Source organism: Nonomuraea recticatena (assembly GCF_039533245.1).
GTDB lineage: Bacteria > Actinomycetota > Actinomycetes > Streptosporangiales > Streptosporangiaceae > Nonomuraea > Nonomuraea roseola.
Genome location: NZ_BAAATE010000002.1, coordinates 583,662 through 609,911 on the forward strand (window position 1 = coordinate 583,662; position 26,250 = coordinate 609,911).

25 protein-coding genes are annotated in these 26,250 nt (G+C 72.3%); 9 read left to right on the forward strand and 16 right to left on the reverse strand.

What is annotated here, in order from left to right; all coding sequences use genetic code 11:
• Positions 1-28 precede the first annotated feature (28 nt).
• On the forward strand, positions 29-466 hold the full coding sequence (locus ABFX50_RS06015; RefSeq protein WP_346143953.1) for a GNAT family N-acetyltransferase: 438 nt from the start codon (positions 29-31) through the stop codon (positions 464-466).
• 1 nt (position 467) lies between these two features.
• Here ABFX50_RS06015 and ABFX50_RS06020 read toward each other — a convergent pair whose 3' ends face one another.
• From ABFX50_RS06020 to ABFX50_RS06035, 4 genes are all read right to left on the reverse strand, one after another.
• On the reverse strand, positions 468-686 hold the full coding sequence (locus ABFX50_RS06020; protein WP_346143955.1) for a cold-shock protein: 219 nt from the start codon (positions 684-686) through the stop codon (positions 468-470).
• 96 nt (positions 687-782) lie between these two features.
• Positions 783-1,913, reverse strand: coding sequence for a bifunctional WXG100 family type VII secretion target/C40 family peptidase (locus tag ABFX50_RS06025; RefSeq protein ID WP_346143957.1), 1,131 nt, complete (start codon positions 1,911-1,913; stop codon positions 783-785).
• Complete coding sequence (locus ABFX50_RS06030; protein WP_346143959.1) at positions 1,910-2,215, reverse strand: hypothetical protein; 306 nt, start codon at positions 2,213-2,215, stop codon at positions 1,910-1,912. Before ABFX50_RS06030 ends, ABFX50_RS06025 begins: the two co-directional genes overlap by 4 nt.
• 149 nt (positions 2,216-2,364) lie before the next feature.
• Positions 2,365-2,967, reverse strand: a complete 603-nt coding sequence (locus ABFX50_RS06035) for a TetR/AcrR family transcriptional regulator (RefSeq protein ID WP_346143960.1) — start codon at positions 2,965-2,967, stop codon at positions 2,365-2,367.
• A 62-nt stretch (positions 2,968-3,029) separates the two neighbouring features.
• On the opposite strand from ABFX50_RS06035, the gene ABFX50_RS06040 reads away from it, so the two are divergent.
• Complete coding sequence (locus ABFX50_RS06040) at positions 3,030-4,175, forward strand: FAD-dependent oxidoreductase (protein WP_346143962.1); 1,146 nt, start codon at positions 3,030-3,032, stop codon at positions 4,173-4,175.
• 93 nt (positions 4,176-4,268) lie between these two features.
• Here ABFX50_RS06040 and ABFX50_RS06045 read toward each other — a convergent pair whose 3' ends face one another.
• The 3 genes from ABFX50_RS06045 to ABFX50_RS06055 form a co-directional block, all read right to left on the reverse strand.
• Positions 4,269-5,300 (reverse strand): hypothetical protein, encoded by a 1,032-nt coding sequence (locus ABFX50_RS06045; protein WP_346143964.1) that lies wholly within the window; start codon positions 5,298-5,300, stop codon positions 4,269-4,271.
• 221 nt (positions 5,301-5,521) lie between these two features.
• Positions 5,522-6,454: a GNAT family N-acetyltransferase gene (locus tag ABFX50_RS06050; RefSeq protein ID WP_346143966.1), complete on the reverse strand. Its 933-nt coding sequence runs from the start codon at positions 6,452-6,454 to the stop codon at positions 5,522-5,524.
• A 243-nt stretch (positions 6,455-6,697) separates the two neighbouring features.
• Positions 6,698-9,961 carry an indolepyruvate ferredoxin oxidoreductase family protein gene (locus ABFX50_RS06055; RefSeq protein ID WP_346143968.1) on the reverse strand — a complete coding sequence of 1,088 codons (3,264 nt, stop codon included), beginning with the start codon at positions 9,959-9,961 and terminating at the stop codon, positions 6,698-6,700.
• 79 nt (positions 9,962-10,040) lie between these two features.
• On the opposite strand from ABFX50_RS06055, the gene ABFX50_RS06060 reads away from it, so the two are divergent.
• On the forward strand, positions 10,041-10,493 hold the full coding sequence (locus tag ABFX50_RS06060) for an Lrp/AsnC family transcriptional regulator (RefSeq protein ID WP_183645347.1): 453 nt from the start codon (positions 10,041-10,043) through the stop codon (positions 10,491-10,493).
• 4 nt (positions 10,494-10,497) lie between these two features.
• Here ABFX50_RS06060 and ABFX50_RS06065 read toward each other — a convergent pair whose 3' ends face one another.
• From ABFX50_RS06065 to ABFX50_RS06085, 5 genes are all read right to left on the reverse strand, one after another.
• Positions 10,498-11,085, reverse strand: coding sequence for a cadmium resistance transporter (locus tag ABFX50_RS06065; protein ID WP_183645346.1), 588 nt, complete (start codon positions 11,083-11,085; stop codon positions 10,498-10,500).
• A gap of 61 nt (positions 11,086-11,146) precedes the next feature.
• Positions 11,147-12,022 carry a GNAT family N-acetyltransferase gene (locus ABFX50_RS06070; RefSeq protein WP_346143971.1) on the reverse strand — a complete coding sequence of 292 codons (876 nt, stop codon included), beginning with the start codon at positions 12,020-12,022 and terminating at the stop codon, positions 11,147-11,149.
• A complete protein-coding gene (locus ABFX50_RS06075) occupies positions 12,023-12,991 on the reverse strand; it encodes a hydroxyacid dehydrogenase (RefSeq protein WP_346143972.1) in 969 nt (322 codons plus the stop codon).
• On the reverse strand, positions 12,975-13,682 hold the full coding sequence (locus ABFX50_RS06080) for a dihydrodipicolinate synthase family protein (protein WP_346143974.1): 708 nt from the start codon (positions 13,680-13,682) through the stop codon (positions 12,975-12,977). Before ABFX50_RS06080 ends, ABFX50_RS06075 begins: the two co-directional genes overlap by 17 nt.
• A gap of 154 nt (positions 13,683-13,836) precedes the next feature.
• The gene (locus tag ABFX50_RS06085) at positions 13,837-14,655 is read right to left on the reverse strand and encodes an alpha/beta hydrolase (protein ID WP_346143976.1); all 819 of its coding nucleotides are present in this window, start codon (positions 14,653-14,655) and stop codon (positions 13,837-13,839) included.
• A gap of 56 nt (positions 14,656-14,711) precedes the next feature.
• Here ABFX50_RS06085 and ABFX50_RS06090 point away from each other — a divergent pair, with 56 nt between their 5' ends.
• Together ABFX50_RS06090 and ABFX50_RS06095 are read left to right on the forward strand one after the other, a co-directional pair.
• Positions 14,712-15,314, forward strand: a complete 603-nt coding sequence (locus tag ABFX50_RS06090) for a class I SAM-dependent methyltransferase (protein ID WP_346143978.1) — start codon at positions 14,712-14,714, stop codon at positions 15,312-15,314.
• Between the two features lie 85 nt (positions 15,315-15,399).
• Positions 15,400-19,434 (forward strand): hypothetical protein, encoded by a 4,035-nt coding sequence (locus ABFX50_RS06095; RefSeq protein WP_346143980.1) that lies wholly within the window; start codon positions 15,400-15,402, stop codon positions 19,432-19,434.
• Positions 19,435-19,470: 36 nt separating this feature from the next.
• On the opposite strand, the gene ABFX50_RS06100 is transcribed toward ABFX50_RS06095, so the two are convergent.
• Complete coding sequence (locus ABFX50_RS06100) at positions 19,471-19,665, reverse strand: TetR-like C-terminal domain-containing protein (RefSeq protein ID WP_346144088.1); 195 nt, start codon at positions 19,663-19,665, stop codon at positions 19,471-19,473.
• A gap of 179 nt (positions 19,666-19,844) precedes the next feature.
• Between ABFX50_RS06100 and ABFX50_RS06105 the strand changes: the two genes are divergently transcribed.
• Positions 19,845-20,780: a S66 peptidase family protein gene (locus tag ABFX50_RS06105; protein ID WP_346143982.1), complete on the forward strand. Its 936-nt coding sequence runs from the start codon at positions 19,845-19,847 to the stop codon at positions 20,778-20,780.
• Here the strand turns inward: ABFX50_RS06105 and ABFX50_RS06110 are convergent, their stop codons facing one another.
• Positions 20,781-21,752 carry an adenylate/guanylate cyclase domain-containing protein gene (locus ABFX50_RS06110; RefSeq protein ID WP_346123206.1) on the reverse strand — a complete coding sequence of 324 codons (972 nt, stop codon included), beginning with the start codon at positions 21,750-21,752 and terminating at the stop codon, positions 20,781-20,783.
• Between the two features lie 44 nt (positions 21,753-21,796).
• Between ABFX50_RS06110 and ABFX50_RS06115 the strand changes: the two genes are divergently transcribed.
• From ABFX50_RS06115 to ABFX50_RS06125, 3 genes are all read left to right on the forward strand, one after another.
• On the forward strand, positions 21,797-22,486 hold the full coding sequence (locus ABFX50_RS06115; protein ID WP_346143985.1) for a sugar phosphate isomerase/epimerase family protein: 690 nt from the start codon (positions 21,797-21,799) through the stop codon (positions 22,484-22,486).
• The gene (locus tag ABFX50_RS06120) at positions 22,483-23,553 is read left to right on the forward strand and encodes a Gfo/Idh/MocA family protein (RefSeq protein ID WP_346143986.1); all 1,071 of its coding nucleotides are present in this window, start codon (positions 22,483-22,485) and stop codon (positions 23,551-23,553) included. Before ABFX50_RS06115 ends, ABFX50_RS06120 begins: the two co-directional genes overlap by 4 nt.
• Positions 23,554-23,804: 251 nt before the next feature.
• Positions 23,805-24,407: a class I SAM-dependent methyltransferase gene (locus ABFX50_RS06125; protein WP_346143988.1), complete on the forward strand. Its 603-nt coding sequence runs from the start codon at positions 23,805-23,807 to the stop codon at positions 24,405-24,407.
• 70 nt (positions 24,408-24,477) lie between these two features.
• Here the strand turns inward: ABFX50_RS06125 and ABFX50_RS06130 are convergent, their stop codons facing one another.
• The gene (locus ABFX50_RS06130; protein ID WP_346143990.1) at positions 24,478-25,008 is read right to left on the reverse strand and encodes a hypothetical protein; all 531 of its coding nucleotides are present in this window, start codon (positions 25,006-25,008) and stop codon (positions 24,478-24,480) included.
• 107 nt (positions 25,009-25,115) lie between these two features.
• Entirely contained in the window at positions 25,116-26,180 is a 1,065-nt protein-coding gene (locus tag ABFX50_RS06135; protein WP_346143992.1) for an alpha/beta hydrolase family protein, read from the reverse strand.
• Between the last annotated feature and the right edge of the window lie 70 nt (positions 26,181-26,250).

The following is a 26,250-nucleotide window of genomic DNA, read 5'->3' on the forward strand; positions in this document are numbered from 1 at the left end:
CTAGGTGGCTCCTGTGTAGAGTTCCACCGTGCTCATCGAGGAACGTCCGCTCGCCGACGCCCAGCTCCAGGCCCTGCTCGAGGCGGCCTTCGCCGAACTCGTCGCGCGCTACGGGCCGGAGGGACGTTCGGGCGTGGACCCCGCGGCCCGCTTCCTGGTCGCGGTGGACGAAGGGCGCCCGATCGCCTGCGCCGCCCTCCAGCAGGTGGACGACCGGACCGGCGAGGTCAAGCGGATGTACGTCCTGCCGTCGCACAGGGGGCGAGGGGCGGCGAGGGCGCTGCTGAAGGCGCTCGAGGCGCTGGGAGCCGAGCTCGGCCACACGCGCCTCAGGCTGACCACGGGCATCCGGCAGCCCGAGGCGATCGCGCTGTACGAGAGCGCGGGATACACACCCATCCCGGCGTACGGCAAGTACGTCGACGAGCCGACGAGCAGGTCCTACGGCAAGGCGCTCGGCCGGTAGGTCAGAGCCTGCGGACGTTGGTGGCGCAGTAGTCGAAGCTGTCCTGGGAGCGCTCGACGAGGTCGAACTCCACGGCGTCGCCTTCGTGCAGCTCCCTGTAGCCCTCGCCGAGGACGTCGCTGAAGTGAACGAACGCGTCGCGGCCAGGGGGAAGATCGGGGGAGGAGACGGCTCCCCAGCCTTTGTCGGCCTTCCAGAACTTCACGGTGCCTCGGGTCATGAGGAAATCATGCCTCCTCGGACCGCACAGGTGGCAACCCCAGCTCTCCCCGGGCGGAACGCGGGAGCCGGCTGAGGGTGCGGGCCAGGGCCATGGTCAGCTGTTTCCCGGCCTGGTGAAGCCCATGGGAGTGCCACCGTAGGGGGCGATCTTGACGTCGGAGCCCGTTCTGGGCGCGTGGATCATCGTGCCCTCCTTGGGGTCGAGCACGATGCCCACGTGGTCGGCGATGCCGTCGCCGTCGTTGTCGAAGAAGACGAGGTCGCCTGGCTGCGCGTTGCCGTCGGGGATGCGAGGTCCGCGCAGCCATTGATCGTGGGCGACTCGGGGGATGCGGGTCCCCGCCGACTCGTACGCGCGCAGCGTCAGCCCTGAGCAGTCGAAGGAGTGGGGCCCTGTCGCGCCCCACACGTACGGATCACCGATCTGCTTGAGCGCGTAGTCGATGACGGCCTGGGCGCGCGGGTTGGACGCCAGGCTGCTGGCGTTCGGCGGGACGGCGAGCGAGGGCGCGCCCGCACCGCCGCCACCCCCACCTCCGGCGCCACCGCCTGATCCGTTCGCGCCGTACCCGTTGGCGCCGACCGGCGTGCTGTTCCCGTTGTAGGACGCCAACTGGGTGGTCGAGGTGCGCGGCAGGAAATCGGGGTCGGGGATCCAGCGCATCGTGGGATTGTTGCCGGGGACGAAGTCCCGGTCGCCTGGAGCCGGGATGGCGGAGAAGAACTCCACCTCGCCGAGGTACTTGCCGATCTCGTCGGTCGCGCTCTTGATGGCCTGGGTCGCCTCGGCCGTCGGCGCCTTGGCCCGCTCGAGGGCGTCGGACACCTGGGCCCTGATGCTCGTCAGCGAGATCGCGGTGGTCTCGGGATCGTTGCGCTGCGCGTCCAGCCAGGCGCTCTTCTCGCGGTAGAGCGCCTGGACCTTGCCCTTGGCCGTCTCCAGCGCGGTCGCCGCGGCATCCAGCTTGCCGGCGCAGCTGGTCAGGGCGCTGCTCAGTGCCGTGCCTGCCTTGGGGTACTCGGCCATGTAGGTGGCGAAGTTCTCGGCCGCGCCGCCGTTCCACGCGTTGTTCACCGTGTTGACCGCGCGCCTGACGGCACCGGTCTCCGTGGTGATGGTGGTGGCCAGCGCCCGCCAGCGCTTCGAGATCTTCGAGATCTCGGCCTGGTCAGCGGTCAGGTCGTCGATGAGGCTCTGGATGGCGCTGAAGTATCGGTCGGTCACGCCTGCTCCGTCCGAGGGCCGGGGGACGGGTCGGCCTTGCGAACGTTGTCGACGACCTTGTGGATGGCCGCCTCTACCTTGGCCAGGTTCTGCTGGGCGTGGCGTGTCTCGGCCTCGATCTTCGCCTCAAGGTCGTTGACGGCCTTGACCAGTTTGTCGGAGAAGCCCTCGAGGTCTCCGAAACAGGAGGCTCCGACGCTCGGCGGAACCTCGTCGGCCAGGCTCTTGAACTGGTTGGCGACCCCTTTGGCCCTGGTCGCGCACTCTTCGAGCCCGTCAAAGTAAATCTCGAACCCCGCCACGTGAGTCACGCCTCTCGTGCCACACCAACATCAACTGTTCCGAGAATCTCATACCTTTGGCACTTTTCGGGCGGGGTCGCGCGGCAGACCGGGTCGGCGCTCGCCTGATCACGCGGTCGTCGGTCGCCTGGTGGGGGCCGGCGGCCGCGTCAGGGTCCGGTGCCCTGCCGTGCCGGTCGAGGGTTGTCCTCGTGGCGGGCGCAGCCGTGCACGATGACCTGAACCACCTCCTGGACGACGTCCCTGTTGACGCTCCCCGGCGGCGCGGTGACCAGGCTGAACAGCGCACCCCCGTAGAGCGAGATCAGGGCGGGGATCCTCTCTCGCGGGATGGCGAGGCCGAGTTTGTCGTGGTGCCCGGCGGTGATCTGCAGCGACGTGTCCTGCAGGCCCGCGAGCACCGAGGCGAGCACCGGCCGGCGCGCGGCCTCCAGGCGCAGTTCGAAGATCGCCAGATAGCGGGTGCGCAGGGTGGTCGCCGCTGTGAGCAGCGATCGCGTCAGCAGGTCGACCAGCGTCGCGGGCTGCTCGGTGGCGCGGTCGGTGTCGGCGTGATGCAGCTCGGCGATGCGCTCCGCGGCGGCCACCAGCAGCGCCTCCCTGCTGCGGAAGTAGTTCGAGGCCGTCCCCTGCGGAAGGCCCGCTTCCTTCTCCACCGCGCGGTGGGTCAGCCCATGCGCGCCCGAGGACGCCAGCAGCTCGATGGCGGCATCGGTCAGGGCTCGGCGACGGGCCGGATTGGTGGGCGGCACAGGGTTATGTTAAACCAATAGCCGTAGTAGTACGATCGTAGTGAATCAGCGAGGAGGGTCTCATGCGGATCGTTGTGGTCGGTGCCGGGCTCGGGGGAGTGACGGCCGCGGTGGGGCTGCATCGCCTGGGCCACGAGGTGACCCTCTTCGAACGGGGCGCCGAGCTGAGGGAGGCGGGCACCGGGATCGTGGTCATGCCCAACGGGCTGCGCGCGCTGGACGCGCTGGGGCTGGCAGAAGACGTTCGCGGGCACGTCATGCATGCCGCCCGCGCCGGACTGCGGGACTGGCGCGGACGGCCGCTGCTGGTCACCGACGCGGTCCAGACGCAGCAGGAGATCGGGGCCCCCGCCCTCATCGACCGGGCGGAGCTGCACCGGGCGTTACGCGCCCCCCTGCCCGCCGACCTGGTGCGAACCGCGACCCCCGTCGAGCGTCTGGAGCCCGATCCCACCGGCGTCAGCGTGATCAGCGACGGCGACCCCGTCGCACGGGCGGACGCCGTGATCGTGGCCGACGGCATCGGCAGCACGCTGCGCGGGCAGCTCATGCCCGGCCACCCAGGGCTGCGGCGGACCGGCCGGATGGACCTGCGTGGCATGCTGCCCCGCCCTCCCGCCATGGGGACCGACCTGCTCGCCTGCCAGTTGGTCGACCGCCGTAGCGGGGCGATGTTCGGCCTGTTCCCCGTCGGCGAGGGCCGCCTGTACTGGTTCACCGACTCCGTCCTGCACGGGCCGCCGCCCGGCGTGGACGAGGCGCGCCGGCAGGTGCTGTCCCTGATGGCCGACTGGCACCCGCTCGTCACGGCGCTGATCGAGGCCACCCCGCTCGCCGACATCTACGTTGACCCGATCACCTGCCTGGCCGAACCCCTGCCCTCGTTCGCGGCCGGCAGGGTCGCGCTGCTTGGTGACGCCGCGCACGCCATGCCACCCGACCTCGGCCAGGGAGCCAGCCAGGCCTTCGAGGACGCGGCCGCGCTGACCCGCCACCTGACCGGCGCCGGGCCCGCGGACGTCGTCCAGCGGCTCCTGCGCTACGACGCCGAGCGCAGGCCCAGCGCCAACCGCATGATGCGGGCGGCGTCCCGGCAGTCGCGGCTGACCTCCCAGACCGGCCTCACCGCGTGGCTACGCGACGCGTCGCTGCGCGCCGTACCGTCCGGGCTGGCCACCCGGCGGCTCGCCGCCCTCTGGCACGCCTGAGCCGCGCCGCCGTCGAGGGAGTCGACCAGGGCCGAGGTCAGGGCCGAGGTCAGCCTGCCGAGACTCCCGGGGACGCGGCTCCAGGGCGGCTGGTCAGCGGAAGTCGGTGATTCGGAAGACGGCCAGCATGTCCGCGCCCCTGGCGCCGGTGGAGAAGGAGGCTTCGGCGCCGACCCACCCGCGGAAGGCGCCCCTGTCGTCGATGATCTGCATGAGCGGTTTGACGTGGGAGTTGCCCGTGTAGCAGAACTGGCCGCGCTCCATCGCCAGGCAGGTGCACCAGTGCCACAACGTGTCGCGGCGATCGGAACTGGAGACCTTCGTGAGGTAGTACTGGATGGAGCTCACGTTCGCCTTCGTCCCGCCACCGTACTTGGGGCAGCCGCCCGACTTCTGGCACGCGCCCGAGGACGACGGCTGCAGGTAGGTCAGGCACCAGGTGGTGCCGGCGCAGGCGCGGAAGGCGGAGTGGCCGAACCGCTGGCCGCTGGAGTTGACGATCTTGCCGCCCGCCCAGCTCGTCAGATCCTGTCTGAGCGTGCCGGAGAACGCCTTCACCGAGCTCATCGCACGCCGCGTGCCGAGCGCCGCGTTGCTGCCGTATCCGTAACCGTGCGTGGCCAGCGTGCTGTGCTTGAGGTCCAGACGGGCGAGCGTGCCGTCGGAGGAGGGCCGCACGAACCACTGCTCGGTCCACGTCTGGGCGATCTTCCACCGGATGCTCACCACGTTCCCCGACACGGTGTACGTCCCGGTGCGGTTCTCGTCGGGGGCGCCGGTGAAGCCCCCTGCGGTGAGCACCTCGCAGGTACGGGGGCGCGATGCGGAGCCGCCTGCCTTGGTGGTGCAGCCCGAGTCGGGGGTGGTGCCGGTGCCCTGCCTGGGCTCGGGATGGCGCTGCCACCACAGATACAGGGCCGCGGTCACCGTGCCGTCGGCGGAGAAGCGGTAGCTGCCGAGTCGTACCCAGTTCTGGTTGGACGCGCCCTTCAGGTGTCCTTGCGAGACGACATAGGTGGCCTTGCCGCCCGGCAGGGCCGCCGTGGACGCGGCGGCAGGCCATGGGGCGATCGTGCAGGCGAGAAGGAAGGTGAGGACCGCCGCGATGGGGGGAACCGCGCGCATGGAATCTCCCTGTCAGCTCCGGACGTGCCGTCGTGCGCCGATATCCGGTCTGCGCCGGAAAGGCTCCACGCCATACTGCCGGGCGATGGACCCCTTGTACGCCGAATGCCCAACAAGAGCGTGCCGTCCCGCCAGGTTCACCTGGATCGGGCCGACGGCGGGTGGCCGGGCATGCCGACACCCCTGCGCGAGGCCGCGTCGCAGCGGGCTCGGTGCCGGCGTCAGTACAGGATGCTGGGCAGGTACGCCCCGGCGGGCTCGTTGTAGAGCCCGACGGTCATCAAGGTCATGAGCTGGGTGACCTTGAGCCCGTGGCGCAGACACCACTGCAGCAGCGCCGCGTCGCTCGCGGGCACGAGGATGCCAGGGCCGCCGAAAGCCGTGGCCGAGGCGATGAGCGCCTTGACGTCCTCGGTCGTCTCTCCCACGGCGTGGGCGAAGAAGGCCAGGTCCGTGGCGTAACCGGTCACCCGGCCCTCGTGCTCGACGACACGGGCCGTGCCCTGCTTGAGCGCGTCGCTCACCTCGCCGCCGCGGTCGACGCCGTGGACGCGCCTGGACACCTCGTTGCAGGCGGCCAGGTCCGCGTCCGTCGCCGGCCGTACCGTGTAGCCGGCGACGGTGCGCCCGATCGGCGGGCCCTGCAGGCAGGCCAGGGTCTCGCGGAACTGGAAGCCCAGGCCCGCGTACAGGGCGAACGACCTGCAGTGGTAGGCCGACTGCAGCAGCCGGATGCCCGGCGCCTGCCGCTCGTCGGCCCGGCGCATGACATCCTCCATGAGCCGGCGGCCGACGCCGGCGTTCTGGCAGGCCGGATCGACGGTGATCGGCCCGACGCCCACGACGCTCGAACGCTCGTCGAGGAAGTTGCTGCCGGCGATCCGGCCGTCCAGCTCGGCGGTCACGCTGTAGAACCCCGGGTGGCCCAGAAGGGTGTCCATCAGCCCGGTCGCGGCCTCCACGCTGGGAAAGTCGCCCACGAAGCCGTGTGCGCGGGCCAACTGGTCGAACGCTTCGAAGCAGATCCTTCCGCAGTCAGCCGCGTCGGCGCGCGCCCCCGGCCGTAGGAGAAGCTCCATGGCGTAGCCTCCGTCTCCGCTGGTCACCAGCGCGGCATGTGTCCGCTCTGGATCGGGAAACGCCATCTCCTCCATGTAAGCACCCTGCCGTCGCGCGGCGCAGCGCGGCAGGGCCGGTCCGCGCCACCGCATAGACCGAGGGTGCTGCGGAGTGGCCTCATCGAGCACTCGGGGAGGGCTCCTCTCCCCCGTACGGGGGAGGGAATTCGCCGTCGTTTCACACCTTGGAGGGATCCTGACCGATCGACGACCTTGGAAGACTCGACGGGCGTCGGGATCGGCGGGCTCAGGAGGTGCCCGACGTGCGGGCGCCTCCGGCTAGGCGGACCGATCCAGCAGGGCCGCGGCGCGGGCGCGGTAGTCGGCGACCCCGCGCAGCTTGACGTGCTCGTAGCCGCGGATCACCTCGGGCAGCCGCACCAGCTCCATGATCGTCTCCTCCGAGGCCCCCGAGGCCAGGGCGCGCAGCACGTCGCGGGTGTACTCCTCCGGCAGCGACCGCTCGGTCCTGCGCACCTCGCCGAGACCGAACACGTCCAGCTTGGTGCCGCGCAGCGTGCGCAGGCCGTACAGGGCCTTGAAGGCGGGGTCGAACCACGGGCCGAGGCTCAGCTTGCGCTTCATCCCGAGCGCGCGCAGCACCGGCGGGTGCAGGTTGTAGGCGACGCGAGCGCCGTGGCCGAACTCGGCGGCGATCCTGGCGCGCTCGGCCGGGTCGAGGTGCAGCCTGGCCACCTCGTACTCGTCCTTGTAGGCCATCAGCCTGTGCAGCTGGGTGGCGTACGCCTCGGTGATCGGGCCCGGCGCGCGCGAGTGGACCTCGCGCACGGCCTCCAGGTAGCGCAGCGCGTAGCGCGGGCTCTGGTAGGCGACCAGGTCGGGCACCCGTACGGCCAGCAGCCTGTGCAGCTCGCCGTCGGCGAAGGCGATCTGCCGCAGCACCTCGGCCGAGGGGGCGGCGGGCTCGGGGACGGTGAACAGCGCCTCCACCGCCGAGGGAGCGCAGATCACCGCGCGCCCCCAGTGGAAGGCGGTGGCGGACTTGCCGAGCGCCTTCTCCATCGACTCCAGCGACAGCGGGATCAGTCCGCGCTGCCAGGCCGCGCCCAGCACGATCGTGTTGGCCTGCATGTGGTCGCCGAACAGCGCCTGGGCCAGGCGTTCGGCGTTGAGCGCGACGACCGAGCGGGTGCGCGACTCGAGAGCGGCCAGCTGGGGGCCGAGGTCGGTGACGTGCTGCGAGGGGTCGAGCACCATCGCGCCCGTGGGCGACAGGTGCGTGGAGACCACGGCCACCGTGCGCTCGGGGGAGGCGGTGCGCAGGTGCTTGGGGTCGGTGCCGCCGATGACGTCGAGGGCGAGGTAGGCGTCGACGGAGCCCGCGGTGGCCTGGGCGGAGCGGTCCTCGTCGCCGTCGAACAGGCGCAGGTCGGAGACGACCGTGCCGCCCTTCTGCGCCAGGCCGGTCTGGTCGAGGCCGCGCGACTGGCGGCCGTCGAGCATCGCGGCCTTGCCGAGCAGCCGAGCGACCGACACCACGCCGGTGCCGCCGATGCCGACGAGCCTGATCGTGGCGTCTCTGACGACCATGTCGGGCGCGGGCATCGCGGGGGGAGCGGGGACGGCGGCGCGCTTGCGCGCGCCTGGAACGATCGTGAGGAACGACGGGCAGTCGCCCTCGACGCAGGAGTAGTCCTTGTTGCAGGAGGACTGGTGGATCTCGGTCTTGCGGCCGAACTCGGTCTCGACAGGCAGCACCGACAGGCACTCGGACTTCTGCCCGCAGTCGCCGCAGCCCTCGCACACCCGCTGGTTGATCGCCACGCGCTTCACCGGGTCGGGCAGGTCGCCCTTCTTGCGCAGCCGCCGTTTCTCCGCGGCGCACTGCTGGTCGTGGATGAGGACCGTGACGCCCTCGATCGCGGCCAGCTCGCGCTGCGCGGACTCCAGGTGGGCGCGGTCGCGCACGGTGGCGATGCGCGACAGCCGTACGCCCTTGTAGCGGGAGGGCTCGTCGGTGGTGACGATCACCTTGCGCACGCCCTCGAGCTCCAGCCAGCTGGTCAGCGCCGCGACCGACAGCGCAGGGGTGATCGTCTGGCCGCCGGTCATGGCGATGGCGCTGTTGTACAGGAGCTTGTAGGTGATGTTCACACCGGCGCCGACCGCCGCCCTGACGGCCAGCGAACCCGAGTGGTGGAAGGTGCCGTCGCCGAGGTTCTGGAAGATGTGACGGGTGCCGGTGAAGGGCGCCTGCCCGATCCACTGCGCGCCCTCGCCGCCCATCTGGGTGAGCCCAGTCAGCTCGCCCTTGCCTTCGGGGTTGAGCACGACCATGGTGTGGCAGCCGATGCCCGCGGCCACGACCGAGCCCTCGGGGACGGCGGTGGAGCGGTTGTGCGGGCAGCCCGAGCAGAAGAACGGCGTGCGGGAGGGGCCGAGCAGCTTCAGCGGCTCGCGCGGGCGCGGCAGGTCGATGGAGAGCCGGTCGGCGAGCACCCTGGCGACCAGGTCGGCGTCGACGCCGCCGTGCTGCGGGATGACGGCCTTGCCGGTGACCGCGGGCGCGTCGGGCGTGCCGTACAGGACGTCCTTGACCAGGCCCTCCAGTAGCGGCGCCTTCTCCTCGACCACGATGATCTCGGAGAGGCCGCGGGCGAACTCCTTGACCACCGTGGGCTCCAGCGGCCAGAGCATGCCGATCTTCAGCAGGCGGACCTCGTCGCCGACGCCGAGCTTCCTCAGCGCCTCGCGCACGTCGTAGTAGGCCGTGCCCGCCGCGACCACGCCGAGCCGCGCCTCGGGCGCGGCGCAGGTGATCTGGTTCAGGCCGTTCTCGCGGGCGTAGGCGCGGGCCAGCTCCAGCCGCGGCCCGACCAGGGTGCGCTCCATGTCCAGTGAGTACGGCGTGAGCAGCGTCGCGTCGGGTGTGTGCCGGTACGGCCTGCCCTGCCACATCACCTCGGGCATGACGGGCTTGATCCGCTCGGGGTCGAGGTTGACCGTCGCGGTGGCGTCGACCACGTTGGCCACCGCCTTGATCGCCACCCAGAGGCCGCTGGCCCGCGAGGCGGCGATCGCGTGCCTGCCCAGGTCGAGCAGCTCCTGCACGGTGCCGGGGTAGACCACGGGCATGCCGAGCGCGACGAGCGTGCTCTCCGTGGCGCTCGGCAGCGTGGAGGACTTGCAGGTGGGGTCGTCGCCGCAGAGCGCGATCAGCCCGCCTTCGGGGTGCGCGCCGACGAAGTTGCCGTGCCTGAACGCGTCGGCCGCCCTGTCGACGCCGGGGGCCTTGCCGTACCAGACGCCGAGGACGCCCGCCTTGCGGGGATCCGGCAGGGCGGGGACCAGCTGGCTGCCCCACACCGCCGTGGCGCCCAGCTCCTCGTTCTGGCCGGGACGGTGCACGACGCCCTCGGGCGTCGACCTGGCCAGCTCCTGGTCGAAGCCGCCCAGCGGCGAGCCGGGATAGCCGGAGACCATCGCGCCCGTGTCCAGCCCCGCCCTGCGGTCGGCGGCGAGCTGGTCCTTGAGGAGGTGCACCAGGGCCTGGGTGCCGCTCATGAACGCGTCGGTGGTCATGTCGAGAGATTATTTCAGGGGTCGGGATATCCGATGTCAATACTTGCGGCGATTTCCGCAGTGGTTAGCATCTATTGCCATGGATGCCACAGATCGCGCAATTCTCCGTCTACTGCAGGAGGACGGACGGCTCAGCAACATCGAGTTGGCCGAGCGGGTGCGGCTGACGCCGTCGCCGTGCCTGCGCCGGGTGCGCAACCTGGAGGAGACGGGAGTGATCACCGGTTACCGCGCGGTCGTGGACGCCGGAGCGGTCGGACGCGGCTTCCAGGTGCTGGCCTTCGTGGAGCTCGAGGGCCAGGACGCCGAGACGGTGACGGCCTTCGAGACGGCGGTCATGCAGGTGGAGGACGTCATCGAGTGCCTGCGCATGTTCGGCCGCCCCGACTACGTGCTCAGGGTGGCGGTGACGGACATGGAGGCCTACAGCCGCCTGTGCCTGGAGAAGCTCGGACGCCTTCCCGGCCTGGACAAGCTCACCTCGCAGATCGCGATGAAGGCGCTGAAGCCGGGCGGCTCACTGCCGCTGTAGCGCGCTACAGGACCCCGCCCTCGACGAGGATGAGCAGGCCGAGGCCGACCAGGACGACGGGCAGCACGACGTGACCCCAGCGCGCCAGCGTCCTGGCGACGAACGGCCTGGTGGCGAGGAATCGGCCCGCCGCGCACCAGACGGCGACCAGGGCGAGGAAGACGAGCACGTAGCCGGTCATGGCGCCCGTACCGGCCGTGGCGAAGACGGGCACGTAGACGCCGATGTTGTCGCCGCCGTTGGCGAAGGTGACGGCGGCCACCGCGAGCGGGCCCGCCGCGCCGTCCTCGACCGTGCTCTCCTCGGGGCTCCCACGCTCGCGCCACGCCTGCCAGGCCGCCTTCAGCCCGAGGGCCAGGGGGAGCAGGCCGAGGTAGGGCAGGAGCGCGGGAGGGAGCAGGGCGGCGCCGAAGGCGGCGGCCACGGCGAAGGCGAGGATGGCCGCGAAGCCGAGATACTGCCCGGCGACGATCCGCGCGGCCGAGCCTGGACGCCCGGAGGTCCTGGCGAAGAACAGGGCCAGGATGACCAGGTCGTCGAGATTGGTGACGGCGAACAGTCCCGCCGCCTGTCCGACGAGGCCGAGATCCACGGGCGCGGGGCATCCTCTCGGTCGGGGGCGCGGTCGCGGATCGACGATAGCGGCTGGGCCGTCAGAAGTAGTCGGCGACCCAGTGGATCGCCGAAGGCGAGGCGAGAGTGGGGGAGGGGTCGACCGCCAGCGGGCGGGCCATGCCGCTGGTGTCGGCGACGGTCTCGAGCTCGGCGAACAGGAAGGGCAGCGCGGGCTCGCCGGGGGTGAGGCGGGCGTCGGCCCGGGTGATGCCGCGGGCGGCGGCCTCGGCGGCGACCCACGAGAACAGCTCGGGCAGGTGGCCCGCCGCCTCCAGCACCTCCACCGAGGTGTCGTGCCAGCGCAGGGCCACGTAGCCCGAGCCCTCGGCCAGACGCAGGTCGACGGAGTCGTCGTAGTGGGCCGGCACCCTGTGGCGCCAGTCGTCGGGCGTGCGGACCGTGGTGAGCGGGCGGTGGGCGTTGTGCCTGTCGTACAGCTCGGCCAGGAGCGGCCACTCGGCGACCGAGGCCCGCCGCACGCCGGACGTGTGGCGGGTCGCGGCGGCGAGCGGGCCGCGCGTCAGCGACTGGGAGAAGACCTTGTAACCCGAGCTCTCGTAGACGCCGGGGCTGCCGGTGAACAGCAGCGACCAGTCGCAGCCCGCCTCGGACATGCTCTCCAGCGCCAGGCCCAGCAGGCTCCTGATGTGGCCGCGACCGCGCGCGTCGGGACGGGTGGCGACGTTGGCCACGCCGCCCACCAGGTCGATCCCGCCCTCGGCGTTGCGCAGGCGGCGCGGCAGCCAGTAGACGACCGCCTCCACGCCGTCCGAGCCCTCGGCCACCATGGTGCGGGGCAGGCGGTCAGGATCGCTCCGGTAGAGGGGCAGGAGCTGGGGGGCGGTGAAGCAGACGGCCCACAGGGCGTGAAGGTCGGGCTCGTCGGCGGGGGTGGCGGCGCGGTAGGTGGTCATCTATCCCATCCGGTCGAGAAGCGCGGGGGTGACGGCGTGTTCCAGCGGCAGTCCAGCGGCGAAGCGGGCGATCTCCGAGACCACCACGTCGCCCTGCCTGCGCCTGCACTCGACGGTTCCCGCCGCCTGGTGCGGCGTGAGCAGCGCGTTCGGCAGCGAGCGGAAGGGGTGGCCCTCGGGCAGCGGCTCCTCGTCGTAGACGTCCATGGCCGCGTCGATGCGTCCCGAGCGCAGCTCGGCCAGCAGCGCTTGCTCGTCCACGAGCCAGGACCTGGCGGTGTTGACCAGGCCCGCGCCGTCGGGCATGAGGGCCAGCTCCCGCTCGCCGAGCAGGTGCCTGGTCTCGGGCAGCGAGGGGGCATGGACGGCGACGATCCTGCTGGTGGCGAGCAGGTCGTCGAGCGGGATGGCGTCCTCGTGGCAGGGGTCGGCGATCCTGACGTCGGCGCCCAGCGCGCGGACCAGGTCGATGTAGGCCCTGCCGGTGCGGGAGGCGCCGATCACGCCGATCGGGCAGCCCAGGATCTCGTGCCTGGCGGGGGCCCGCTCGGCGGACTGCCACGGCAGGCCGCCGCGCAGGGCGTGGTCGAACCGGTGCACCTGGTGCAGCAGCGCCAGCGTGAAGGCCAGCGCGACCTCGGCGACGGAGCGCGCCATGCCCGATCCCGCCTGGGTCACCTGGACGCCGCGCGACCACAGTGCGTCCGTCACGAACGGCTTGACGGTCGCGCCGGTGTGCGCGACCAGGCGCAGCCCGGGCGCCATGTCGAGCAGATCGGCGGTGAGCGGGGGGACGCCCCAGCTGGTGACCAGCACGCCGGTGCCAGGAAGGGCGTCGGCCAGGCCCGCGTGGTCGTCGAGCAGCCGCACCCTGCCGAGCGCGAGCAGGCCGGAGGGGTCGGGGAAGAACTGCTCCCGCAGGCCGGGCGGGACGCTCACCAGCACGCCGCTGTCAGCCGAGCCAGTCATCGAGGTGCCCCGAGACGAAGGCGTCGTCGGTCAGCCACGGGTAGGCGCCGCTCACCCTGGTCAGCTCCTCGGCCTGCCCTGGCGAGAGCCCTTCGTCCGGGTCGAGGCACCAGATCCCCTCCAGCAGTCGCTGCCTGCGCAACACCTCGTGGACGCCGGTGATGCAGCCGGCGAAGCCGTTCGCCGCGTCGAAGACGGCCGCGTTGGCGTCGGTGAGCGCCGCGGCCCTGCCCGCCCACAGTTCCGGATCTTTCGCCAGCCCCGCGACCATGTCAACCGCCGCCCTGGTCCACACGGCCCACTGTCCGAGCAGGCCGCCGGAGAACCTGAGCCCTCCCGGCAGGTCGGCGAGCAGGTCGCCGATGATGTGGTCGTCGTTGCCCGTGTAGAGGACGACCTGGTCGGCGCGGCCCGAGGCGGCCACGCCGTGGGCGACGTCGAGCGTGCGGTAGCGGTCGAAGGCGGCGATCTTGACGGCGACCGTCGAGGGCTGCTCGGCCAGCTCGCTCCAGAACCGCCGGGAAAGGACAGGGCCGCCGATCGCCGTCTGCAGGTAGAACCCGACGACGGGCAGCACCTCGCCGACGGCTCTGGCGCGCTCCAGCAGGTCGGCCTCCGACGCTCCAGGGACCACAGGGGACAGCAGCACCGCGTCGTAGCCGAGCCCGGCGGCCAGCTCGGCCTCCTGCACCGCCTGCCCGACAGGCCCGCACGCCTCCGCGATCAGCTGGAACCGGCCAAACCCCGGGGGACCTGCCGGCTGCCCTGAGACCGGCGTCCTGCGGGACTCGGCGACGACGTCGGCTGCAACGGAGCCGGACGGCGCGAGCTCAGGGACCGCGCGGTCAGGCGCGCAGCACCTCGGCGAGCCTGGCCGCGAACGCCTCGGGGGCGTCGGCGAAGCCGCCGTGGCCGCCGGGGAAGACCACGGGCTCGAGGCCCGCCTGCTCGGCCAGCGCGATCGCGCTACGGCGGGCCAGCTGCCCCTCGGTGCTCTCGCCGATGCCCACCACGATCCTCGGCGAGCCCGACCGCAGCGCCTCGACGTCGGGCCTGTAGGTGCTGATCGGGCGCACGCCCTTGCCGAGGAAGTAGCCGAGGTTGCCCATGAGGCGGCCGAACATCTCCTGCTGCTCGGGGCTCGGCGGCCCCTGCGGGGCATCCTCCTCACTCATCCCGATGAGTTCGTTGAACTTCTGCATGCCGGCGGGCACACCCTCGCGCTCGTAGGTGGAGGCCACCTCCTCCATGCCCGCGGCGACCTGGTCGGCGTCGGGCAGCAGCCGCACGCACGGCGGCTCGTGCGCCACCACGACGCGGACGAGATCGGGGTGCCTGGCGGCCAGGTTCAGGGCGATCTGGGCGCCGCCGCTGCTGCCGAAGACGTAGGCGGGCTCGCCGCCCAGCTCGGCGACCAGGCGGGCGGCGTCGTCGCCGTGCACGTCGATGTCCTGCTCGAGAGCGGGGTCGTCGGGGACGCTGCGGGAGTTGCCGCGGGGGTCGTAGGGCACCACGGTGAAGTGCTCGGCCAGCAGCGGGGTCACGGCGGCGAAGATGCCCGCATCCGTGGGGCCGCCGGGGATCATCAGCAGGACCGGGCCCGAGCCCTGGACCTCGTAGTAGAGCCGCGCGCCCGGCGCCTGCAGAGTTTCCGTCTTCTTCATGGCAGGAGCATCTCACCGACAAATTTTTTTGTCAAGGAGTGACGTACAGTCGAAGAATGGAGAGCACGCCCTGGGCCTTCGACCGGCCGATCACCTCCCCCTTCGCGCAGCCACGCGGTCTTGCGGGACGGCTGGCGGGCCTGTTCATGCTGCTCACCAACGAGCAGCGCGAGCTGGTCGCCCTCATCGACGCGGGGGAGGGCGACCACGTGCTGGAGGTCGGCTACGGGCCGGGCGGGCTCGTCAGGGTGCTGGCGAAGGGGCCCTCCGCGCGCATCTGCGGCGTGGACCCCTCGCCGGACATGCGCGACCTCGCAGGCCGCCGCCACCGCGCCGACAGGCGGGTGGATCTGCGGATCGGCGCCGCCGACGCGATCGGCTTCGGCGACGGCGTCTTCGACAGGGTCGTGTCGGTCAACAACGTCGCGCTCTGGCCCGACCTCGGCGCGGGCCTCAAGGAGTTCCGCAGGGTGCTCAGGCCCGGCGGGCGCGTGGTGATCGCCTGGCACGGCGGCAGCGCGCCGGGACGCATCGCCAGGAAGCTCACCCTGCCGGAGGACAAGCTGGCGATGATCGCGGCCGCGCTCGGGGAGCACTTCGCCGACGTGACCAGGCACGAGCTGACAACGCTCACCGTATTCACCGGGATGTCCGTGTAAATCCGGCCTTGACGGGCTGTGGAGAGATATGGTCGGCTCTTACCTTTCGTAATTGCGCAACCACATTCCCGGGGGAATGCCCGTCATGTCGCGGCTGTCCTGCGTCCTGCTCGCCTGCGCGTTGGTCTTCGGCGTGCCCACTGTGGCTCACGCCGTGCCGAAGGAGGACAGACCGCGCATCGAGCCGGTGGCGCGGGTGGAGGTGCCAGGCGCGGCCCCCGCCGCCCCGGCCGGCAAACCGTCGCTGGCGACGCGCGTGGGGGAGCGGAAGCCCGACGGGCCGGGCAAGCCGGAGGTCACCATCCCGGAGGGCCCCGAGCTGGCGGGGAAGGTGGCGGAGGAGGCGAAGCGGCGGATGGGCGCCGACAGCCCCTCGACGGAGGCCATCCTGCCCGCCGACCCCGGCGAGGGCCTCGGACTGCTGCCGGTGAAGGGCGTCCGCGCGCTGACGGGCGGGCGCGAGCAGGTGCCGCTGGTCACCTTCAGGCTGTGCGCGGCCGGCGAACGGCTGCCCGCGGCGTGCTCGTCGGCGCGGCCGGTGGCCACGCCCGTCCAGGCGGACGTCACGGGCGACGGCCTGCCCGACCTCACCGCCACGCTGGTGCCGCGCAAGGCGGAGGGTGGCAGCGTGGGCATCGGCCTGACCGTCGTCCAGCTGGGTGACCCGGTCAGCGCGCAGGTGTGGGCCGAGTACGGCATCGGCGAAGGACGGGTGGTGAAGGTCGGCTTCGACGGCTACCGCCGCGGCACGTCGCTGTCGGCCCGCGACTCGGGCCTGTTCACCGTCGACCTCGCCGCCCTCGCCGAGGGCAGGGTCGACGTCAGGGCCACCGTACGGCGCAGCGACCCCGGAGCCTCCGTCGCGACCATCGCGGGCCTGGAGGGCAAGGCGCTGCTCAGCCTCAGACAGACGCCCGCCACCGAGCGCTTCGCCGCCCACGCCGCCTTCGACGGCGACAGGAGCACGCTGACCGCCACCGCCTCCACGCCGGCGCGCCTCGACGCCCTCGCCGTCACAGGAGGCCGCAGGTTCACGCAGGTGACCGTCGACAGGATGGGCGCCGAACTGACCGCCGAGCTGACCAGGCCTGGCGAGGTCCGCTTCGCCGCCGCCGAGCCGATCGCCGCGGCCACCTTCCACGACTACCTCTACGACGAGGGACGGCTGTCCAGAGCGGCGGCGCTGTCGATCACGCGGCTGCCCCGCGAGTTCCGCGCCACGGCCCGCTCGGGCGGGCTGTCGGTGGCCTCGGGCGCGCCCAGGCCCAGGGCCGCGCAGCTGACCTTCTACGACGCCGCGCGCGACCGGACACTCGTCCAGGCGAGCCTCACGGGGCTGCCCGCCACGATGACGATCGAGCACGACGCCGAGGCCAACCGCGTCGTCCACACCTCCAGCTCCCCGCTCGGCGGCTGCTCCCTGCTCCTGCAGCGGGGCGGCGGCGCGATCGCCGGACTCCCGGGCGACCACGTCACCATGATCAAGGAAGGGGCGCGGCTGGGCGTCTCGGCCAGGCTGGCGGGGGTCGCGGGGTTCGACGTCACGTACGGCGCCGCGCCGCGCGTCAAGCTGAGGCTGGGCTCGGGCGGCAGGCCGTTCGTCGGCGCGGCCAGCATCGACGGCAGGCACCTGGCCAGGCTGGAGATCTCCAACACGCCCGCCACCATCGAGGCCGAGCTGGATCCCGGCGCCCGCAGGGCCGTCTACTCGGCGGGCGGCGCCATCGACCGCCTGCGCGCCGCCTACGCCGACCCCACCTCGGGCCTGAGCGTGGAGGCGAGCGTGCGCGGGGTGCGCGGCAGCGTGCGGGCCTCGTGGGAGCTCGGGCCCAGGACCTCGCTCCAGGTGCGCAGCCCCGCCAGGCTGGCGCGCGTGGACCTGCACGCGGCGAGCGGGCAGGGGACGCTGCGGGCAGGGGTGCGGGGCGTGCGAGGCAAGGTGTCGGCGGTGGCCGACAGCGTGGGCAGGCGGCTGGACTGGACCGCCGACGCCCCCGTGAGCTCGGTGACCGTCTCGGCGAGGGCGGGCGACCTGCGCGCCGCGGTCAGCGCCGTCGGCGTCCCCGCCCGCTGGCAGGCCACCTGGGGAACCCCCGGCCAGGCGACCACCACCCCGGCTCACCCGGCTCAGACCGCCACCCCGGCTCAGACGGCCACCCCCGCCCAGACCGCCACCCCCGCCCAGACCGCCACCCCCGCCCAGAGCGGCGCCCCGGCTCCGGGCACGGCGCCCGCCGCCGCCGAGGTGGTGAGTTTTCGCGGGCTGTCGGGTCCCCTCGGGTCGGCGACGATCGCGGTGGCCAACCACCCGGACGCCACCGCTCCCGAAGGGCCTCACCTGGCCGCCCACTACGACGCGGCCACCGGCAGGTTCGACGCCAGCGCCCGCCTCGACCGCCTGCGCGCCGCCGACCTCGCCATGGACCCCGGCCGCACGGGCTTCCACGCCGACGTGCGCGCCGCCCGCCGTCCCGTCACTCTCGACGCCGACCTGCGCACCTCGGACGGCAGGCGGTGGGGCGCCATGGCCGCCCTCGGCCCCGCGCCCGGCCACGTCGCCGTCTCGACCTCGTCAGGCAGGCTCACCTACGAGGCGGGCCAGGTCGCGCTCAAGGGACGGATCTGGCTCGGCGACAGCGCCGCCGTCCCCGACGCCCCGCACGTACGCGGAGGCCTCTCCCTCGTCGACGGCGGCACCCGCGACAGGCCGGGGCTCAAGGGCTACGTCGACGTGCGCGGACTGCCCGGCAAGGTGAGCGTCGACCTGGCGAAGAAGACCTTCACCTTCCAGGGCTTCCGCCCCGAGGGACGCAGGCTCGCGCTCTACCTCGACAGCTCGGTCCTCGCTCCCGTGCCGATCAGGGCCAGCGCCACTCTCACGGGGCTACCCTCCGCGATCACCAGCATGACCGTCGGTCCCATCGGGGTCGAGGGCAGGTCCGTCACCGCGGCCTACACGATCCTGCCGCCCGCCACGCTCGGCACGCTCGACGTCCGCGCCGAGACCGACAGGGGCGGTCTGCGTGGGCGCGTGCTGATCGACCCCGTGCCCTCCGCCGTCTCCGTCACCGGCCTGTACGGCGGGCAGACCCGGGTGCGCGTCCGCAACTCCGCCCCTGTCAGGCGGCTCGAAGCCGCCGTGACCATGGGCGGGGCCACCGGCCTGCTCCGCTTCACCGACGTCCCCGCCGTGTTCGGCATCGACGCCGACACCAACGCCAGCGGTCTCCAGCTTCCCCGGCTCACCTACAAGGCCGACGCCGGCACCCTCGACGGGCTGCTCGCCGTCCAGGCCGCGCTGGTGGAGAAGGTGTACCAGCCGCCGCAGGGCGGCCTGCTCGACACCGTGCTCGAAGTCGAGGACCTGGCGCAGGAGACCACCGCCAGGCTCAACCCCGACCTGTCCATCGACCTGGTGTCCAAGCCGTCGCCCACCAGGCTGCTGAGAGCCCGCACGGGGCTGGACCTGGCGCCCGTCACCGCGCGGAAGGTCTCGGCCCGCAAGGACGTGCCGTACGCGGGCGGGTTCCTCGCCTACCAGCTCGACGGCAGCTTCGGCATGGGCCGCAGCAGGATCGACGATCTCACGCTCGCCGTCCACGGGATGTCGTGGCTGAGGGTCCGCCCCGGCAAGCTGCCCTTCGGGGTGTCGGCGCCGCCCGCCGCAGGGTTCGTCTCACCAGGGTTCGAAGGCGGCTACGACCGGCTCGTCCTGCGCACGGCCGGCGTGGACCTGCGCCCCGACGTCCGCATGGACGTGAAGGTCACCAGGAGCGTCGGGGCGGACGTCTTCGACGAGAGCGTGCGGATCGGGCCGGTGACGTCGCTGCGGCTGCGCCGCTACGACCAGCGGATGCGGCCGATCAGCTCCAGGCAGGCGGTGAAGGCGGGCAGCGTGCCGCTGGCCTGCGTGGGCGTCGAGGCCAAGCCCGGTCTGGTGCCCGCCCGGCGAGGCGGCGCGTTGACGCTGCGCGGAGCCGACGGGCCACAGGTCGTCTCGCTGCTCGACGCGGGAGGCCAGACGCCGGGCTACGCCCTCGATCTGCTGACCTCCTTCATGTCCCCCTTCCCCGGGGCCGACTGGAAGGTCTCCTCCGTCAACCCCGGCACCTGCGACTAGCGGGAGGATCCACCTCGGCGCTCGGTGTTCGCACCCCTAGGAGTCGATGCCCAGCGACCGGATGAGCTGAGCCAGCTCTTCTCGGAAGAGCTTGTCGCGGCTGATCGTCTGGGTGCGCAGATGACCGTAGATCTCCAGCGACACCAGGCCGTGCAGGTGGCCCCAGATGCGCAGCGCGAGTGCCACGCCGGCCGGGGGCAGGTCGGGGAAGGCGGGGCGGAGCTTGTCCAGAAGCCCGGCGTCGAAGTCGGACCACTGGAAGTCGCTGTCGGCCTGAGGGAGCCTCGAAACCGTGCGCGGTCAGGCTCACAAGCGTTCATGACCCTTGGGATGGCGGGTCGCTGTCGACACCATTTCGGCGAGTGCGGCACGATCGACCCGCCCCATCGTGACCCCCTGGAGGTAACCGAGTGATCCGCCCGCCTGCCCTGCGCCCCGGCGACCGTGTGGCGGTGATCGCCGCCAGCGGCCCGCCCAACCAGGTCAACCTCGAACGCGGCCTGCTCGCGATGGAGCACGTCGGCCTCAAGCCCGAGGTCTTCAGCGCCGCGCGCATGGGCGGCACCGAGTACGACTACCTGGCGGGAGACGACGCCACCCGCGCGGCGGAGCTCACCGCCGCGCTGGCCGACCCCGCCTTCGCCGCCGTCTTCTGCGCGTGCGGGGGGTACGGCATGCAGCGCACCCTCGAGTTCGTCGACTGGAGCGTCATCGACCCCGCGAGACCGAAGGTCGTGGTGGGCTACTCCGACGTGACCGCGCTGCTGGAGGCCGTCGCCGTCAAGCTCGGCTGGGTGTCGCTGTTCGGCCCGATGGTGGCGTGCGGCGGCTTCTACCAGGGCCCTGGGGAGTACGACTTCGACCAGCTCATGCGGCTGCTCTTCACCCCCGCAGAGGTGAGGGAGCTGACCTTCCCGGGCTTCAGGACCGTCGTCCCGGGGGTCGCCGAGGGCGTCACACTCGGCGGGACCGTCACCCTGCTGGCCGCCTCCCTCGGCACCGACACCAGCCTGCCCGCCCGTGGCGGGATCCTCTTCCTCGAGGACGTCGACGAGGAGCTGTTCCGCCTCGACCGCTACGTCACCCAGCTGCGCAGGGCCACCTACAGCGACGGCGTCGCGGGCATCGTGCTCGGCACGTTCACCGACTGCGGCGACCCGCGCGACGTCGAGCGCATGCTCGTCGAGCGCCTCGGCGACCTGGGCGTCCCCGTGCTGGCGGGCGCGGACATCGGCCACAACGTCGCCATGCAGACCTACCCGATCGGCGTGCGCGCCCGCCTTGACACCGAGAAGGGCATCCTCACCTTCCTCGAGCCCGTGCTGACCGAGCCCGCACAGGTCTAGCTACGGACGGCCCGCCCTGCGCAGGAGGGAGGGGCGCAGCTCGCCCAGGCCCTTGGCCGTCATCGGTTCGGCGGGCGTCAGGGCGAAGGCCGCGCTCCCGACCAGGCCGCCCGCCAGTTCGGGGTCGGCCAGGACCCCGCCCGCGGGCGCCAGCGAGGTCAGCCTGCTGGCCAGGTTGACGGTGGTGCCGAACACGTCGCCCATTCTGCTGATCACCGGACCGAGCGCCAGCCCGACGCGCAGGTCGGGCATCGCCCTGTCGGGGGCGTGCACCTGGATCAGCCGCAGCGCGATCTCGGCCGCCACGGCCGCGGAGTCGGCGACGAACAGCACCGAGTCGCCCAGGGTCTTCACCACCCTGCCGCCGGAGGAGGTGACGACGTCGGCGGAGCGGCCCTCGAACCGCTCGACCAGCCCGGCCAGCTCCTTCTCCGGGATCTGCCTGCTCATCCTGGTGAAACCCACCATGTCGGCGAAGCCGACGGCCAGCCGTACGGTGCCGACCTCCTGGTCCACGATGCGCCCCGCGGCGGAGGCCAGCTGACGCCGCCAGGTGTAGACCAGCAGCTGCTCCAGGGAGGGCACCACGCGGTCGGCGCGCGCCCTCCACGCCGTCGGGCGCGCGGACAGCGGCACGCCCGCCTGGTCGAGCGTCTCGGCGCCCAGCTCGGCCTGCGACTCGGCCAGCGCGGCCGTCGCCCTGCCGAGCGCCCTGGTGACCAGCAGCATGTGCTCCTCGTCGTAGCACCCGTCGCCGACCAGGCTGACCAGGGTCCTGAGCGCCTCCACGTCGGCGTCGGTGAAGACCACCGCCTCGTCGGCGACGTTCGCGAATCCGAGCGCGCGCCAGTAGCGGCGGGCACGGTAGACCGGCACGCCTGCCATCGCGGCCACCTGATGACTGGTGTAGCGCGCGGGCTGGCGGAGAAAGGCCTCCGTCAGGAGGTCGATCTCGGGGTCCTCGACCGTCATGGGGACATTGCACCACACACCCGGCATAGTTAGCGTTCATCACCATGAGGTCTTATGCCGTGCAGCTCTACACCCTCAGAGACCATCTGGCCGCCGACCCGGCCGCCACCCTCTCCAGACTCGCCTCGCTTGGGTACGAGGCGGTCGAACCGTTCGATCTGACCCCCGTGGACGGGTTCGAGGTCCCCTCCGCCCACGCCCCCCTGCTCGGACCGAACAGGGACGACTATCTCAAGGTCGCGGGCACGCTCATCGTGCCGATGGTGCGGCCGGAGGAGTTCACGACGCAGGAGGGGATCGAGAGGACCGCCGACGCGCTGAACGCGGCCTCCGCGTGGGGAGCCGAGCACGGCGTCACCGTCGGCTACCACAACCACCACTGGGAGCTGGCCTCGCGGGTCGGCGGACGTCACGCGCTGGAGGTCCTGGCCGACCTGCTCGACCCCGCCGTGGTGCTGGAGGTGGACGTCTACTGGGCCGCGGTCGGCGGCGCCGACGTGCCCTCGCTGCTCGGCAGGCTGGGCGAACGGGTGCAGTTCCTGCACGTCAAGGACGGCCCTGCCACGCTCGGCGAGCCGATGACCGCGGTCGGCTCCGGCACGCTGCCCATCCCCGACATCCTGGCCGCCGCCCCGCAGGCAAGGCGCGTGGTCGAGCTCGACAGCTGCGCCACGGACATCTTCGACGCGCTGGCCGACTCCCTCGCCTACCTGCGCTCGGTGGAGGGCCGATGACGGGAATCGCCATCGTCGGCTGCGGCAACATCAGTCACCAGTACCTCACCAACCTGACCTCCTTCACCGACGTCCGCGTGGTCGCCTGCGCCGACCTCGACGTGGACCGCGCGCGGGCCGTCGCCAAGGAGTACGGCGTGCCGGTCGCGGGAGAGGTCGAGCGGGTCGTCAACCACCCCGACGTCGAGATCGTCGTCAACCTCACGGTTCCGGCCGCGCACGCCGAGGTCGCCGCCCAGGTCATCGCGGCGGGACGGCACGTCTACAACGAGAAGCCGCTGACCCTCGAGCCCGCCGCCGGCGGCGAGCTGCTGGCGGCGGCCGAGGCGGCGGGGGTGAGGGTCGGCTGCGCGCCCGACACCTTCCTCGGCGCGGGGCTGCAGACCGTCGCCCGCAGCCTCGCGGCGGGGGACATCGGCAGGCCGCTGTCGGCCATCACCCTTCTGCAGGGGCCGGGCCCCGAGCGCTGGCATCCGAGCCCCGAGTTCCTCTTCAAGCCGGGCGCGGGCCCCCTGTTCGACATGGGCCCCTACTACCTGACCGCGCTCGCCGTCCTGTTCGGGCCGGTCACGAGGGTGGCCGCCAACGGCAGCAGGGCGCACGCGCAGCGGCGGATCGGCTCGGGCCCGCTGGCGGGAACCGTCTTCGACGTGGAGGTGCTCACGCACGTCAACGCCCTGCTGGAGTTCGCGGGAGGCCAGCGGGCCACGACCGTGTTCTCCTTCGACTCGCCGCTGTCGCGCGGCGACTTCCTGGAGCTCACCGGCACCGAGGCGACGCTCGCGGCGCCCAACCCCAACGACTTCACCGGCCCTGTACGGCTGCGCCCCACCGGAGCACCCGACTGGACCGACCTGCCGGTGAAGGGCGCCACCGCGGGCCGCGGCCTCGGCGTGCTGGAGATGGCGCAGGCCATCGCCGAGGGCCGGCCGCACCGGGCGTCGGGCGAGCTGGCGCTGCACGTCGTCGAGGTCATGACCGCGATCCTGGCCTCGGCGGAGGAGTCCCGCTTCGTCCCCGTCACCTCCACCTTCACCCCACCTGACCCGTGGGACGCCACTGTCTGAGGGCCTGGTCTGAGGGCCTGGTCTGAGGGCCTGGTCTGAGGGCACTGTCTGAGGAAGGAGCCGGGCGCGACGCTCGACCTCAAGAGGCCGTCGCGCCCGCCTACAGGATTCGCAGGGCGTGCTCCTCGATCACGCGCGCCACCTGGCCAGGGGCGCGCAAAGGGGCCGCCTCCCGCTCGTCACCTCCGAGGTCCTCGGTCCGCCCTGAGAGCGGACGCCGTTCTGTCGGTGCCGCCTGGCACAGTGCCCTCATGACGACGGACTACTGGGACAGCGCCGCTGCCACCTTCGACCAGGAGGCCGACCACGGCCTGCTCGATCCCGAGGTGCGCGCCGCCTGGCGTGAGCGCCTGATCTCCTGGCTGCCCGAGCCGCCCTCGCGCGTGCTCGACGTCGGCTGCGGCACGGGCACGCTGGCGCGCCTGCTGGCCGAGGAGGGTCACACGGTCACCGGGGTCGACCTGTCGCCCCGCATGGTCGAGCTGGCAAGGGCCAAGGTGGCGGGGCTGCCCGTCGAAATCCTCGCCGGCGACGCGGCCGACCCGCCCGTGGGTGAGGCGCGCTTCGACGTGCTGCTGTGCAGGCACGTGGTGTGGGCCATGCCCGATCCCCATGCCGCGCTGCGCCGCTGGCGCGATCTGGTGCGCCCAGGTGGCAGGCTCGTGCTCGTCGAGGGCCGCTGGGGCACGGGCTCGGCCGAGGGGACACCGTGGTCGGGCGGGGTCACGGCGGCGACGCTGTCGCTCGCGCTGCGCGACCTCGTCACCGGCCTGCGCGTGGAGCCGCTGACCGACCCGCGTCTGTGGGGCAAGCACATCGACGACGAACGCTACGCGCTCATCGCCACCCGCTAGCCGAGGCCCCAGTCAACGATCTCGGGGACGCGCGGTGAACGAGTGGATCGGCCCGACTTGTTCGGCGCCTTCAGGGCCCCTCGCTCCAGATGTACCAGGGGCCCTTGAAGTGTTCGTACCGGCCCTCTTCCGGCGCCCGATCCGGGCTGTAGGCGAAGCCGTGGCTCTGCCAGTCCAGCGTGAGCGAGGTGACCGTGAACCTCGCTCCCCCTGGAATCTTCTCCACGTGGTCCACCCGGTACAGGCCCCACCACCGGTTGCTGTCATGGTCGTCGCGCACGGACCGGGCGTGGCGCTCCAGGCTCGGCTCGGACAGGGCGAAGCGCGCGTGAAGGGGCGCGTCGAGTCCGACCAGCAGCACGGTGCCCAGCACCAGCGCGACCGGGGCGAACATCCAGGGCTTCCACGCTCGCTTGGCGGTGCCGGGTTCCCTCACCCGTGCGAACCAGGCGGTGGCGATGGCGAGCGCCACCCAGTACAGCGCCAGCGCCAGCGCCCAGAAGGACAGGCCGGGGGTGCTCGCCTCGATGAGCGTCAGGAGCGAGGCAAGTGCGACGGCCCCGGTGAAGAGCAGGACGAAGGGATCGCGGCTCGGACGCATGGAGCGATCTTGCCTCAGACGGGGCGCCGGCGAGGCCGCCGCACACAAATGCGTCAGGCCGCATGAGGGCCAGGTAGGTAGCTGACGAGGAGACGTGGTCGCGGTGGTCAGTCGGTCGCCTCGCGGTCGGTGCGGTCGGTGATCTGCTCGACGAAGCGGCGCTGGTCGGCGAGGAATCCGGGCGCGTGCAGGCGTCTCGGGGCGAAGACGGCGGTGAGGGCGAGGCGCGGCTCGGAGTTCTCGACAGCGTGGTCGACCAGCGAGTGGGTGGCGTCGGGGTAGTGCCGCACCGTCAGGGAGGCGGGAGGCAGGATGCGCCGGTAGACGGCCTCGGTGTCGGCGACGTCGACGTTGACGTCGTGCCCGGCCAGCACCAGGAGCGTGCGGGTGCCGCGCATGGCGCGCAGGTCCTCGCTCGCGTTGGAGCGGTAGTTCTTGGCGATGAACCGCCAGCGTTCGGCGGTCATGCCGTCGGTGTCGCCGACGGCGGTGCGGTACTCCTCGAAGGTCGCGCCCTGCCGCAGCAGGCGCAGGTTCGCCTCGCGCCGTCGCAGCGCTGCGTGTTTCTCGTCCTCGGTGGCGCCGTTCTCACGCAGGCCGGCGAGGAGGTTGTAGCGTCCCTGCTGTTGCCAGTCGACGGCCGGTGAGACCGCGATGACGAACCGCACAGCGCGGTCGCGGGCCGCGACCTTGGGCAGCACCCATCCTGCCTGACTGGCCCCCCACAGACCGATGCGCCGGGCGTCGATGTCGGGACGCGCGCGTGCCCAGGTGATCGCGGCGAGGGTCTCGCCGGCTCGGTCGTCCATGCTCTGGTCCAGCCAGTTCCCCTCGGAGGCGCCGATGCCGGGCTTGCTCAGGGAGAGCGAGGCGTAGCCGGCCTTCGCGAAGGACTCCCACAGGGGCCGGTAGAAGGTGTCGTGCGTGGCGTCGACGGGTCCGTCGCCGTGGACGAAGACGACCAGGCCGAAGGGGCCGTCGCCGCGCTCCGGCCGGGCGAGCACGCCGTCCAGTGACCGCCCGTCGTGGCGCACGGTGATGCGCTCCTCCCGTAGCGCGTAGGTGTTCTGCCAGACCGCGACACCGCCGAGCCCCGCGCCCACCAGCAGCACGACGGCCAACGACCACACCAGGACGCGCCCGTGGCGCCGCGTCGCCATTCCTCGGCTCATATCCACTCCGAACTATCGTTCTTGATACGCTCGTACTGAGAATGAGCGTAGTAGGGTCGATAGTGCAAAC